Raw genomic sequence first — 14,060 nt, 5'->3', positions numbered from 1 at the left:
TTATGAGCGACTGCCGGGGCCGGTGAGGGGCGCCCGGCGGTCGTAATCTGCCGGCGTAAATGCTCCTCTTCAACAATCTTCATTTTAAAATATCAACCGGTAACCGGTGTTTCAGACGAGCATAAACTATGAGTATTTCCCCGAATTTTTCACAAAAAGGCATGCCGACAGCATCGCAAAAATATCAACCTTACCCGCAAGTGACATTGAAAGACCGTACATGGCCTGACAAACGCATCGAAAAAGCGCCAATCTGGTGTTCTGTCGATCTGCGCGATGGCAATCAGGCTTTGATCGACCCTATGGGACAAGACCGTAAAGAACGCATGTTCCGCCTGCTTTTGGAAATGGGCTTTCCGGAAATCGAAATCGGTTTTCCATCGGCTTCGCAAACCGATTTCGACTTCGCGCGCTGGTGTATCGAACATGGCAATGTTCCTGAAAATGTGAGCTTGCAGGTTCTGGTGCAATGCCGTCCGGAATTGATTACCCGTACATTCGAGGCGCTGGAAGGAGCCAACCACCCGATTGTGCATTTTTACAATTCAACGAGTGAATTGCAGCGTCGGGTTGTATTCGGAAAAGATGTTCAAGGCGTTAAAAAAATTGCGACCGATGCTGCAAAAATGGTCATGGATATGGCTGCCAAAGCCGGTAAACATTATCGTTTCGAGTATTCACCGGAAAGTTTTACCGGTACCGAGCTTGAAGTTGCGCTGGAAATTTCGAATGCCGTCATCGAAATTGTCAATCCGACGCCCGACAATAAAATGATTTTGAATTTGCCTTCCACGGTTGAAATGTCGACTCCCAATATCTATGCCGACGAAATCGAATGGATGGGGAGAAATATTGACCGGCGTGACAGTGTTCTGATTTCTTTGCACCCGCATAATGACCGTGGTTGCGGCATTGCAGCCACCGAATTGGGCCTGCTCGCCGGTGCCGACCGCGTGGAGGGCACACTGTTTGGAAATGGCGAACGCACCGGCAATGTGGACGTTGTCGCTCTGGCGTTGAATATGTTTACCCAAGGGGTTGACCCGAAACTTGATTGCTCGAATATCGAGAAAATCAAGGAAGTCTATGAATATTGTAACCAGCTCAGAATTCCGGAGCGCCACCCTTATGTTGGTGAATTGGTTTATACTGCTTTTTCGGGTTCGCATCAGGATGCGATCAATAAGGGCATGAAGGCAATGAAAAAGTCCAACAAGACTTTGTGGGAAGTGCCTTATCTGCCGATTGACCCGCAAGATGTTGGCAGAAGCTATGAAGCCATTATCCGCATCAATTCGCAATCGGGCAAAGGTGGCATTGCCTATATTCTGCAATCCGATTACGGTCTGAACCTGCCGCGCGCTTTGCAAATCGAATTTCGCGATGTTATCCAGCATATTACCGATGAAGAAGGCAAAGAATTGCCGTCGAAGCGGATTTATGACGAATTCGTCAAGACTTATGTCAAACAGGATAAAGGCCGTTTCGGCTTTGTCGACTATAAAACCAAAGCAGATCCGAAGGAAAAAGGTCGCATTGATGTGACCGCAACAATTACCGATCATGGAAAAGAAAAAACCATCAAGGGAAGCGGTACCGGTCTGGTGGACGGCTTTATCAATGCTTTTTCCAAATATCTTGATAAAAAGCTTTCGGTTGTTGACTATTCGGAACATTCTTTGCAACGCGGTTCGGATGCAAAAGCCATTTGTTATATGGAAATAGCCTATCCGGAAGGCAAAATATTCGGCGTTGCTATTGATGAAAACATTACAACAGCCTCGCTCGATGCTATCGTTTCGGCGGTTAACCGGTTGAAACTTTAATGTTTTTCGGGCGGCAACAAGGGCATATTGTCTTGATCTTGCCGCCCGTTAAGTTCTCGAACCCAGCTAAATTCTCGAAAATCGTGATAACGCGAGAATAGTAACCGTCCTTTGACAAATTGCCAGAAGAAGCAGGAAACATTTTCGTCAGTAGGCCATTCCAGAACGCTTATGTATCTCACCACTTCATAACGGTTAAGCTGTCTCATTACTCCAAAAAACTTCTGTAGCCTTCAACACGCCAAATTACTTATCGCCCTTCACTATCTCAAAACGGCTTTTGGGGCCTCTGAAAAGAGGGGGCAAACCACGCGTTTTTAATTTTTCACGAAAATCAGAACTTAAAAAAAGCAAAAATAAAGAAAAACCGTTCGGGCGCAATCGCGCCTCACCTGAGTAACAAAACAATCGCCACGAAAGTCGGGAAAAACAGAGGAATCCTGTTAATCACGCGAAATATCTATTAATGCGCCCCGGCAATTGATAGACATGAATGCCCAGTGATCAACATCATCAAGGCCAAGGCTTTGCTTTTGTTCGCATATGCCCCCCGTCACAACGGGAAGGTCCGGAGTAAAACTCCCATTCCTGCCGCGTTATCCTTATTTTTAATGCTATGCGTATTTTAAATGCCGGAATTATTTTAAATTGGCTGTTTAAGGTGGTTACAGCAAAGTTGCTTTCAGCTCTTTAGCTCAAATGCACTAAAAAAGCGGGACTTTTTCGGTGCAGTGGATTTCGTTCTCTTTATTGACGATAGTATAGCGTTCAAGACCGCAATGCCAGCTTTCACAATCTCCATCGATTGTAAACCAGTTGTAATTGGCAGGAGGCTTTTTGCCGCCAAAGGCTTGTGAAGCAGAAGCAACACCAACAACCGGAACGTCACGTTCTTTCCCTTCAATATGTTCAAGAGAGGGAACATGGGTATGTCCATGGAGAATAAGTTCGGCACCATATTGTTTAATGACGCGCTGGAAACGCTCAATGCCCCATAATTTTTTATGCCAATAAGTTGCATTTTTATAGGGCGGGTGGTGAATCATCACCATTCTGAAAAGATTGCGTTCTTTTGCTTCACGTAAAAGATCAGCCAGATGATAGGCCTGAGCGCTATCAAAACGTCCGGTTGCGAAAAAAGGCGGTGTGGCAATGGCTGAAGAAACCGCGATAATAGCCACCTGATCACGAACACGCATATAGGGAAAAACGGCACTCCATGCATGGGCTTCTTCGCTGGTAATCCACGGGCGAAAGGTTTTGCAAGCTTTTCTGAAAGCACCCCCCACATAGGCATCGTGATTGCCGAAGGTCAGCGAAATATCGCTTGCAGGGCCTTGCGCCACAAGCCAGTCTTTTGCAGCAGCAAATTCTTTCGGCAAAGAGAGATTGACGAGATCGCCGGAAATAACGAGGTGGTCAGCCTGTTTTTGTTTGATACTTTCCATCAAAGCATCAAGTGTTTGCCGTCCCATTTCACCGGTACGGTTTTTCTTCCAGTTAATATAACCGGTTAAACGCTTTCCTATGAGCTCGAAAAAACGAGGGGCAGGAAGCGGCGACAAATGAATGTCGGATATATGAGCCAAGTGAAACATTCCACTGAACATAGCGAGACAATAAAAATAGGCAACAAAAAAACAACAACGGTCCGGAAAGAAAAGATTATAAAGACAAAGATGGCAAATAAACGTGGGGAATAGCTTGTAAAGCTATAAATAGCAGCAAAAAGAGACAATTATTGATCTGAAATCCTTGAAAGATAAAAAATATCAAACTGCAACGGGAGTTGCTTTTTTAAAAACAACCGGTTTTTGAACATATCGGGCGGCAATAAAAATGGGGAAACCAGTTTCAATGCGATTGATGAAACCTTAAAGCCCTGAACTTTTTTAAGCTCTCGACTTTCTGTGTTCGAAACCATAAGCGCTTTTCCGGAAAGCTAAGCGAGCCAGTCCCATTGCCTTTCAAAAGAGGAGAACAAACGAAATTGAACCGGATTTTATTTTTGAAACAACCGGTTTTTGAACTTAACGGCGGCAGTGGGAATGGGGAAACTTTCAACACTTTTGAAAGAGCCTCGAAGGTTTTGTAAACAATTATATCAATTTTCATAATCATGTCGAAAAACCGGCATGGCGAAAGACATCCGGTTTTGCAGACAAAAAATTTTATCGAAAATAGACTTGTTTTATAAAGGCTGTGGCCGGTTCAGGTTTTGGTCACTGAATTTTTTGGCGAAAGACGGTTCATTTTATCGTCGTGTTTAATGGCGCGGCGATTTAACTCCACGTCAATAGATATTCACTGTTAAAATGGATACCGTCCTTCAAAAGATTAAAAATGCCCTTTAGGCTTTGATAATGCATTGCAATATTGTGCGTTTTCATTTGAATTTTTGAACCGGAGCATGATCAACTTCCTTGAAGGCCAAATTGATGCGATAACCGGAAAGATGAGGTTAAAATACATTTGTGTAAATAAATGCATTATTGATTTGGCAGAAGAGATGAGAATGAACGACGATAATAGGATATGCTAGCGAAAGAGCAAGCCTGATAAAAAGCAACGTATAAAAAAGCCAGCCTATTAAAAAAGTCTGCTTATAAAAAAATCCAGCTCATTAAAAACCAGCCAATAAAAAGCAGTATCAACAAAATTCATCAGCTTGTTGATGAATGGACAAACTTGTTTCCCGGAAAAACGCATAAATTATTTGGGGAAGAGCATGACATCGGCAATAGAGCGAACAGTTCTATTAAATAACCGGCATTTTTTAAAAAATAACGCATTCAGGAAATAGCCGGTTGCACATTTTTTACGGAAAAATTGAATTCTTTCCCAAGAAAAATGTACTTATTCTATTTAACCGGAAGCGTAATTGCTGTGTCTTCAGGGGGAGGGCAATTAAGCGGAGATTGTTTGTTGACGGAGGAAATAGTTTTCAGTGAAAGCTGTTCTAAACGCCCTCCATGAAATATCAGCCATTCTGATTTTCCGATTTGAGGAAAACAGATAATGAGATTTTTAACGAGAAATTTTATCGAACAAAGTGAAGCTTGCCAAAGCTTGCAAATAAAACGTCTCCCTTTGGCAAAGCAGCTTTTTTGTAACGTTTAAGAGAAAAGTTAGTCGGAAATTGTCGCCGATTTCGCAGAAGAGAACGATTTCTCCACGGAGGTCGATTTCGCCACTGAGGTTGATTGTTCCACAGCGATCGGTTTCGTCACAGAGGTCGATTTTTCGGAAAGCGTGATCAAAAATAAAGCAGGCACAAAAAAAGGACGCTCAATAGCGTCCTTTTTTGTGAAAAGTAAACCAAGCCCCCTCAATTTACTTTATCAAGCCCCCGCCTTTGTTAGAAGCGATAGGTTACACCAGCGCCGATCAGCCAAGGATCAAGCTTTGCTTTACCGCTGATGTGTTCATCCATTTTCAAAGCACCGGCTGTAGCCGCATTCAACTTGCCGTCGAAATCCGGACGGAGGTAAAGTTTCTTGACATCAAAGTTGAAGCCCCAGTGTTGGTCAAGCATGTAGTCGAAACCAACTTGGAGAGCGCCGCCCCATGTGTTGTCGATGTCGAGGTCTTTCAAACCAACGCCGGCTGAATTGTGGTCAGCATCTTCGTTGTAGAAGATTGTGTAGTTAACACCACCACCGATATATGGCTTGAATGCGCCGAAATTGGTGAAGTGGTATTGAAGAGTAAGGGTCGGAGGCAAAATCCATGTTTTACCAAGCTTGCCAGCACCTGCTGCGTGCAATGTACCCTGACCGTCAATTGACGAATAGGTTGTACCCAAAATCAATTCGGCAGCGATGTTGTTGGTGAAGTAGTAGGTGATATCGAGTTCAGGAATGACTGTGCTCGAGAAGTCAAGGTCAGAACCATGGATCTGGTTAACATGGCCTTTGTCACGCGGTACAACGCCGAGAGCGCGAACGCGGATCTGCCAAGGGCTCTGGGCTTCCTGAACAACAGGCTTTGCACTCTGAACATCGGCAGCCGAAGCTGAACCTGAGAAGCTGAGTGCTGCTGCGATGGCAACGATACTGCTACCGATCAATTTCTTCATATCTATGTCTCCTAAAAAGCGGTGCATGTTTCACAACTGTAATTTGTATTTGTTCAAACCTATTTAAGCGGAAATATCCATTGATTTGAATCAAACAATCGCCTTTTTGCCCCTTTATCGCCTTGTTTGAGGTGCAACTGTATCATAATTGCAACAAAAATTCGGGGCTGTGGAAAAATATCAATGAATCCAACCAGAAATATTAACTCATCTTTAACTAAGATCGAATCATTTCGCGGCAATTTTGTTATTGTTACAATCAAATATCTCGATTTATTCCTGATAAAATTGCCGGTTGGAATTTTCTATAAGCGACAAAACTGTCAATCTGAAATATAGATGCTGATAAATGTGATTGATTTCATGTTTTTTTCTCGCTAACTATTTCAATGTTGAAAAGGGATCGAAGATTATTTCGAACTTTTTTGACAATGGCCAGAGGCTCGAAAGCTCGGGTCAAGAGAAGCGCCATTCACAGCCATTCATAAGAATGCCCATCGGAAAAGTAGACAAACATGTGTTATGCAAATCAACGACGATGAACTGCCGGAGTTTTGGTATTTTTAACCGTTGATTTTGTTTGTCTTATTTTTCTTTCGGGTCATCTCATGGAAAAAAATTCTGCTGCAAAAGAATTGTTGTCTCATTCTGACGACGCAAAAGCTCCTGAATTGTCGAAAAGCGATGTCACCATAATGGCAGAGACATCGGAACATGAAAAATTCATCGAAGAGTTGAACAGAGAGGCTTTTGGTCCCGCCCGTTTTACGCGTGCCGCTCATCTTATTCGCGAAAAAGGCGGCCACGACAAAAGTCTTTCTTTTGTTCTTTTATTGGGTGGCGATCTTGTCGGTACAGTCCGCATGACGCCGATTGTCGTGGGCAATGCCAATGGCTATCTCCTCGGGCCGATTGTTGTATCGCCCAAGACAAAAAGTCTTGGACTTGGAAGCTTGTTAATGCGGCACGCAATAGAGCAGGCTAAAGAAAAGCATGTTCCCTTCATTCTCCTCGTCGGAGATGAACCTTATTATCGCCGTTTCGGATTTTTTAAAGTAGCTTACGGGAAAATAATAATGCCGGCGCCGGTTAATCCGGAACGGCTCTTGGCATTGGAACTGTCCGAGGGAGCAATGGACGAAGCGACAGGTCTTGTTCTCAACAAAAACCAGTCCAAAAGGCAAGCTTGATTTTATGTTTGAAAAATCGGGGTGGAATGGTTCGGCACCCCGTTGTTTTTTGCTTGAATATTTTCAGTGGGAACGAAGCCGATTACAGTGAGCTTATCCAAACAGTGAGCTTGTCAAACAAGGATATACGATTTCTCGTAGTCCTGCTGTTCGGCCAACCTTATGACAACACTTGCGAAAAAGCCCGAAGCGGTTACCAAAAAATCGCGAGCGTGAGACACGCGTTCTATGCCGGTTCGAAAGCAGGAAACATAAAACTGGGAAATACGGGAAGCTTTTTGATCAATAGTTGCCGTTCGAACGGGTGTTCCAAGCAATGAAAGGTTTAAAACATAGAAAGAATTGGTAAAAAGAAAGAATTGGTAAAAACCGGCCTTATGGCGCCAAGATCATTGCTGCTTTCATTCATTTTGCGTGAGATAAAGAAAGGCAGGTACTAAAAAACTGGTTCCAACCGAATTTCGTATGTCGGCTTTTTATATGCCTATCGTATTTCTTTATGGTTGAAGAGAGGCGGGCTGGTACCGGAATTTCAATCCTTTTATATTGGAAAGGCACTTTATATCGGACAAATTATGATTGCCGATATGATTGAATGCACCAATGCAGGTTTGAAGACAATTTTTAATGAATGCCTTTGAAGTGCTGTTGTCAAAATTCTATCACTAGGGACTTCTGTCGAGTTTTTGCCTCCGGCGCAGCAAAGCGTCTGAAACAAGCAAAGAAAAAATACAGTTTAAAAATTTCTTTTATACGGGGGCGAGTGCGCCATTAGGAGCTATCGGGACCTATTGTGGTCTATTGGCGAGGAACATTCTGGTCGCTCTGTTTTCCTGTTATAAGGCCGGACTTTTTCTTCGGAACACCTTTGCCGTGATTTTGCGGTTTTCAAATTTTATCAAGAAACTGCAATCGTTTTCACTTTACCGGATTGGGCAGAGTTACAGAAAATCGGTATCGTAAACAAATTGATCGAACAATCAGGCAATATTTATAAACAATACGATTGATATTTATCAATCGTCGAGCAAGCTCATGATGTTTAAAAACTTATCATAAGGCAAGTCACGGAAGGTCGTTTTTTAATTTAACGACCTTCTCTATACCAAAGGCTCGCGAGTAGAAAGAGTGAAACGACAAGGGCCAGAACACCATTGAAAAGAGGAAGGGCAAATGTGTTGACCAGTCTTGTTTCAGTAGCTTCGTTAAGGACAATGTGGTTCCGGTTTTTAACGGCATCACTGTTTTGCCCTTTTTGAACGTCGATTGAGGGAAGTTCGATTTTATCACCCTGCTTTTGATGCAAGCGGATAATTGCTCCGCCTGTTTTATTGGCAAGCGGGCGAAGTTTTTCATCTGTCGAAATCAATTCGGCATATTCGGGCGAATTGATGGGGCCGATATGTGTGAGAGCTTCCTTATCCCCGTTCGTTACTTTAAAAAGGCCGATTTCGTCGGTATCGAGACTCACTTCAAAGACACCCGGTTCTTGTTTTTGCAAAGTGACATCGCTTGTTTTCCCTGACGGAAAATGAACAGTGGCAATGTCGGGTTGATCAGCCATGGTCTGGCGGCGAATGGTAAGACGATTACCTTCACCGGAGGCTGTCAACGCTTCTTCTTCAAGCTCCGGTTCTTTCATGAGCCAATGGGCCATGCGGCGATAGAGAGCCGCATAGGGGCCACCACCTTCAAAACCGCGCGCCCATAGCCAGCCTTCGTCAGAAAGCAACATACCAACGCGGCCTTTATCCATATGGGATAACAACATAAGTGGGCGGTTATCAGCGCCATTCATGACGACAGTGCTATTCGAGGTATCCTGAACGGCTATCTGACGGAGCCATTTTCCCCAATTTCCCTCTACCGTTTCCCGCTTTGTATTTTCTTCATCTTTTTCCGTCACATGGGTCAACCCACGGGTCACAGGGTGGCGCATTCCGGCTTTGGTAATTGACGGAGTGAACGGTTTTTCAATGACCTCGCCACTTGGCAAAGCCGGTAAAACACTTATGAGCGGTGTTTCAGCAAGTGTATTTTCACCAGCAAATTCAGGCCCCGTTGCCATCAATAATGCACCACCATTCTTCACATATTGCGCTACATAGTCGTAATAGATCAATGGCAATACATTATAGTGCTGATAGCGATCGAAAATGACGAGATCAAAGTCGTTAATCTTGTTGACGAAAAGATCGGTCGTCGGAAAGACAATCAGTGAAAGCTGGCTGAGCGGTGTATTGTCGGCTTTCTCGGGAGGGCGAAGAATTGTAAAGTGGACAAGGTCGATACCGGGATCGCTTTTCAAAAGGTCACGCCACGTCCGTTCCCCGTTGTGCGGTTCGCCTGAAACAAGGAGAACGCGCAAATTTTCACGTATACCCTCGATAATGGTGACGGCAGTGTTATTGACCGTGGTCAACTCCCCATCAAGAGGAGAGGTTGTCACTTCGATAATGTTTTTGCCCGCATGGGGAAGAGTGATTTCCGTTTCGATTTCCCGATTTGTCTCTTCGCTCTCATGATAGACAACATTACCGTTGACCTTGAGCTCGACAAGCGCTTTATCGGCAGAAGCGGGTACTTTGCCTTTGTCAGCTATTTCAAACCTTATTTTAAAAGGCTTGTTGGTAATTCCGAAACGTGGCGGATCAACAAATTTTATTTGACGGTCATATTCGTCTGGTTCACCGGTCAGCAATGTATTGACCGGTTTTTCGCCGGCTGTATTGGAAGAGGCCAGATCGACATCATGAACCTGACCGTCTGTCACCAGAATTGTGCCTGCATAACGGGCAGGCGGAACATCGGAAATGGCTTCATTCAAAGGAGTGAATAATTTTGTTTCGCTGCCATTATTCGAATTGGATATAGCTTCTGCATTGATGAAACGGGGTTCGAATTCGGGATGTTTGGAAAGCTCGGTTTTTAATGCGGCTATCGCATCCTGACTGTCTTTTGAACGGGTGCCGAAATTCTGGCTCTGGCTTTTGTCTAAAACAATACCGACAACGCTTTTTAGCGGCTCTGTTTGTTCCTCGATCATAACAGGGTTGAGAAGGGCAAGTGACAGGGCTGCCAAAGCACAAGCCCGTAAAGCCGCACCTCTTTTACGCAGAATAAGTGCGGCAGCAACCAACAAAAATGCAAGGCCGATTAAAGTAAGACTGATTGGCCATGAAAGAAGAGGTTCGAATGCAAGAGACTGCTTCATCGTGATTTCTCCTGCCCCAAACGTTCGAGAAGTGCCGGTACATGGACCTGATCGGCTTTGTAATTTCCGGTAAGAACATACATAACAATATTGAGACCACCACGAAAAGCCCAGACCCGTTGCATATCGTCATCGGGAACAAGGGGATATTTCCATGAGCCTTTGCCATCATGTGCCCAGGCACCGGCAAAGTCGTTGGCGGTGATAAGAATAGAGCTTACGCCATCGCCTGCATGGATCGGGCGCTTGTCATTGCCGCCCAGAGCCGATGATAAAATCCACAAGGGCGAGCCTCTGTAACGGCCGGGAAAATCGGGCATAATGTAAAATGATCGTGCAATCACATGGTCAGGCGGCACCTCTTCGAGTGCAGGAATATTGAGGCCGGAGAGAATATCGCGCAAGCGCTGGTTATTCGCCGTGGTTTTACCATTCAAATCCATGCCCGTTTCAATCTGGTCATGGGTGTCGAAAAGAACCGTCCCGCCTTCATTCATATAAGCGTTGATTTTGTCAATCGCAGCTTTGGAAGGCATGGGCGATTTTGCGTCGATCGGCCAATAGATCAAAGGATAAAAGGCAAGCTCATCTTGCTCAAGATCAAGTCCGGCGACTGGACCGGGGTCGATTGTGGTGCGGGTCAGCAAAAATTGGCTCAAGGCTTCAAGCCCGTTTTTGCTCGTATCGTCAATATCATCAAGGCCGGTTATTACATAAGCCAAACGGGTTTTCCCCGCCGATTGCACCATAGCAGCGTCATTAGCCGAAAGTTTTTCGGCAAAAGTAGGGTTTGGTGTGCCCATTTGCCCGAGGATGAAGGCACCGGTAAAACATAAGCCCAACATTAAAAATGAGGTTTTCCGGAAAAACCGCTTTTGACTGGCGAATAATCCGCCGGAATAAAGCGTGATAAATGTATCAAGTGCAAAAAGCATGATGGCAAATGCCAGAAAAAGCCCGCCCAGATGCTTTTCAACATCGCCCGAATAGTCCATGAGATGAACTTTACCGGAAAAAATTTCGCTATTCAAAGGTAAAAAACTGTCTTCTTTATCAAGGAGATTAACCGCATAAAGATTATTTTTCTGGCCATAAAATCCGGGTGGATGATTAAACGAAGGAAGAGCTTCGGTTTTGTCATTCAAGCTGAGTGGTGCAACTGTCGAAGGAGCAGGAACGAGAGAGCCATCACTATCGATAACCTGCCATGGTTCGCGAACAATATTTTCCTTGCCCTTGGAGAGGAATTGTACATTTTGTGCGAGCTCTCCTGTTTGAACCAGTTTTTGCATCATCTCGACAAAAAAACCGGAAAGCGGCAAGGTTGACCATGTCGGACCGGCCGAGGTGTGGATGAAGACCAACATGCCTTTACCACGTGCCCGCGCAGTGACAAGCGGTGTGCCATCAGCAAGACTTAACCATGTATGATCAAAAAGTTCGGGGCTCGGCTCGGCAAGAATTTGCCGTGAAACAGTGACATCTTCCGGATAGGCAAGATCGGAAAAAATGCCTGTTTTCGGTAAAGGCGCAAGTTTTTGCGGTGTTGCCCAAGACATGACGCCGCCTAATTGACGTTCTCCATGACGCAATTTAACCGGTAGAAGTATGTCTTCATTATCGTTACTGGCAAGATTGGGGCCGGCAAAGCGGATAAGCGTACCACCCTGTTCGACAAAATGGTTGAGTTGTTGCTGTGAAACCTCGGGCATATTGACGACATCATCCAGAATGATCGTCGAAGGATGACCGAAGTTTATCAATGTTTTGATTGCCTGTTCGAATGATTGACCTTTTGTGGTTAAAACATCGGCCCGGCCATAAAGGGCCTTTTCAATATAATAGAAGGGGGAAAGCAGGGGTTCAGCCAATTCGCGCGCAGAAGGCGAAACCAACCCCACCCGATAAATATGATTTCTTGCATCGGAAAGATATGTGGCTGCAACGTCATGTTGACCGTTTACTTTGACAGCCGCTATATCATTCTTCATTTCAACGGGTAAATTGAAAGCGGATACGGTAGACGTTTCCCCGTCTTCGAAACGTGTTTCGGTTTCCGCAATCATCCGTCCCTCACCGTCATAGGCTCCCAGAGACAGAATTTTTTCACCGTCTCCTTTGGCACGGATAAGATCAACGGCAAGTGCACCATTATCGTTTTTGGTTGAAGTGATGCCAACAAGATCGGATATATCGCGATCATAAACCAGAATATCGCGATCGGCGAGGTTCATGAGCGGGCTGAAGGCTTCATCATCTTCGACCATTTGCAAGCCGTCGGACAGATAGACAATATCGGCTTTTTCGCCTTTCAGCGCAGCCGCCAGTTTATTGATGACAGAACGGCGATGCGTGGGCAAAGAAAGCGGGCGCATTGTATGAAGGAGCTTTTCTGCCTCGTTACTGTTTAATGCACGGATGTCCTGATTGTCATTGTCGGCTGTTGCCGCAATATAGATTGTTTTCTTTGCCTTTTCTGCCTGATTGACGAGATCAAGCGCAATATCAACCCGCTTATCCCAGTCATGAACCGAAGCCCAGCCGTTATCAATGACAAGAGCAAGGGGGGCATTGCCTGACAACACGGTTGTGGCAGGCCGCCAAATTGGGTCAGCCAAAGCGAAAATGACCAGTGCGACCATAAGAAGGCGCAAAAGCAGCAACCACCATGGTGTCCGGTTCGGCGTTTCCTCATGATTGGCAATTTTCAACAAAAGCCGCAAAGGCGGAAAAATTTCACGTGTCGGAGCAGGTGGCGTGACATGCAAAAGCCACCAGATAGCCGGTAGCGCAATCAGAAAAAACAGGAGAAAAGGTGCAGCAAACCCCATAACTCATCCTCTCCTGTAGCCCGACGCCTGACCGACCATCGCGGCAAGTGCCAGTATAACTGTACTCATTTTCTTGTCTGTCGGAGCGATATGGTAGCTTGAACCGGAAATTTTGGCAAAATCCGTAAGGCTTTGACGGCGTGCTTGATAAAGGCGCAGATAAGCATCGTGAAATGTTTCGGAGCGTCCGGCAAGATAATGTTGACGGGTTTCCGGATCAAAAAATTCCACCCGTCCATGATAGGGAAAACGTTCCTCTGCAGGGTCACAAATTTCAACAAAATGTTGAGTAACATTGGCGCTTGTCAGGGACGCAAATTTTTTGCGGATTTCTTCCGGATCATCAAGAAAATCACTCAATATAATCATATGGGAATGGTGATTTATATCCAGAAAATGACCATATTCATAAGGCTCTTTAAGAGCTGCAAAATTCAAAGCCATTTCTTCGGCGGCATTGCGTGAACTTGTTGGTGCCATAAGCCCCGGTACAGCAACACGCTCTCCCGAACGGGCAAACAAGTCACAAAGTGTGAGCGCCATGAGCATGGCATAGCTATCTTTGGCAATAGGGGAAAACCGCGATTGATAGTGCATGGATGCCGATTGGTCGGGGAGTATCCAGACAGTCTGGGCCGCAGCCCATTCACGATCACGAAGATAGATATGGTCATCACGAGCAGAGCGGCGCCAATCAATACGCGAAACCGGCTCGCCTTCCACATAGGGACGGAATTGCCAGAAATTGTCGCCGGTTCCGCGTTTGCGACGGCCGTGAAAACCACTGACAAGTGTATTGGCAATATGCCGCGCTTCGATGAGAAGGTCAGGCAATTTGGCCGACTGGATGCGTGCTTTCGCCGCAAGGTCATTCGGTGTTTCTGCAACTATGTCACGAGCAATCGCCATTATCTGTTTTCG

7 protein-coding genes are annotated in these 14,060 nt (G+C 45.2%); 2 read left to right on the top strand and 5 right to left on the bottom strand.

What is annotated here, in order from left to right:
- Positions 1 to 128: 128 nt before the first annotated feature.
- Entirely contained in the window at positions 129 to 1,826 is a 1,698-nt protein-coding gene (gene leuA, locus BBC0178_RS08245) for a 2-isopropylmalate synthase (RefSeq protein WP_078039797.1), read from the top strand.
- 704 nt (positions 1,827 to 2,530) lie between these two features.
- Here the strand turns inward: leuA and BBC0178_RS08240 are convergent.
- Both BBC0178_RS08240 and BBC0178_RS08225 read right to left on the bottom strand, forming a co-directional pair.
- A complete protein-coding gene (locus tag BBC0178_RS08240) occupies positions 2,531 to 3,436 on the bottom strand; it encodes a metallophosphoesterase family protein (RefSeq protein ID WP_078039796.1) in 906 nt (301 codons plus the stop codon).
- Between the two features lie 1,748 nt (positions 3,437 to 5,184).
- On the bottom strand, positions 5,185 to 5,904 hold the full coding sequence (locus tag BBC0178_RS08225; protein WP_149867454.1) for an OmpW/AlkL family protein: 720 nt from the start codon (positions 5,902 to 5,904) through the stop codon (positions 5,185 to 5,187).
- Between the two features lie 671 nt (positions 5,905 to 6,575).
- On the opposite strand from BBC0178_RS08225, the gene BBC0178_RS08215 reads away from it, so the two are divergent.
- Positions 6,576 to 7,094: a GNAT family N-acetyltransferase gene (locus BBC0178_RS08215; RefSeq protein WP_418214917.1), complete on the top strand. Its 519-nt coding sequence runs from the start codon at positions 6,576 to 6,578 to the stop codon at positions 7,092 to 7,094.
- Between the two features lie 1,087 nt (positions 7,095 to 8,181).
- On the opposite strand, the gene BBC0178_RS08205 is transcribed toward BBC0178_RS08215, so the two are convergent.
- Genes BBC0178_RS08205 through BBC0178_RS08195 form a run of 3 tightly spaced genes read right to left on the bottom strand, consistent with a single transcriptional unit; the run spans position 8,182 to position 14,048 of the window.
- Positions 8,182 to 10,308 carry a hypothetical protein gene (locus BBC0178_RS08205; RefSeq protein ID WP_078039789.1) on the bottom strand — a complete coding sequence of 709 codons (2,127 nt, stop codon included), beginning with the start codon at positions 10,306 to 10,308 and terminating at the stop codon, positions 8,182 to 8,184.
- Positions 10,305 to 13,139 carry a DUF4159 domain-containing protein gene (locus tag BBC0178_RS08200; RefSeq protein ID WP_078039788.1) on the bottom strand — a complete coding sequence of 945 codons (2,835 nt, stop codon included), beginning with the start codon at positions 13,137 to 13,139 and terminating at the stop codon, positions 10,305 to 10,307. Before BBC0178_RS08200 ends, BBC0178_RS08205 begins: the two co-directional genes overlap by 4 nt.
- 3 nt (positions 13,140 to 13,142) lie before the next feature.
- Positions 13,143 to 14,048 carry a DUF58 domain-containing protein gene (locus BBC0178_RS08195; protein WP_078039787.1) on the bottom strand — a complete coding sequence of 302 codons (906 nt, stop codon included), beginning with the start codon at positions 14,046 to 14,048 and terminating at the stop codon, positions 13,143 to 13,145.
- Positions 14,049 to 14,060: the final 12 nt, after the last annotated feature.

Source organism: Ditibartonella apihabitans (genome assembly GCF_002007485.1).
Classification (GTDB): domain Bacteria; phylum Pseudomonadota; class Alphaproteobacteria; order Rhizobiales; family Rhizobiaceae; genus Bartonella; species Bartonella apihabitans.
This window is presented reverse-complemented; position numbering and strand designations above follow the sequence as displayed.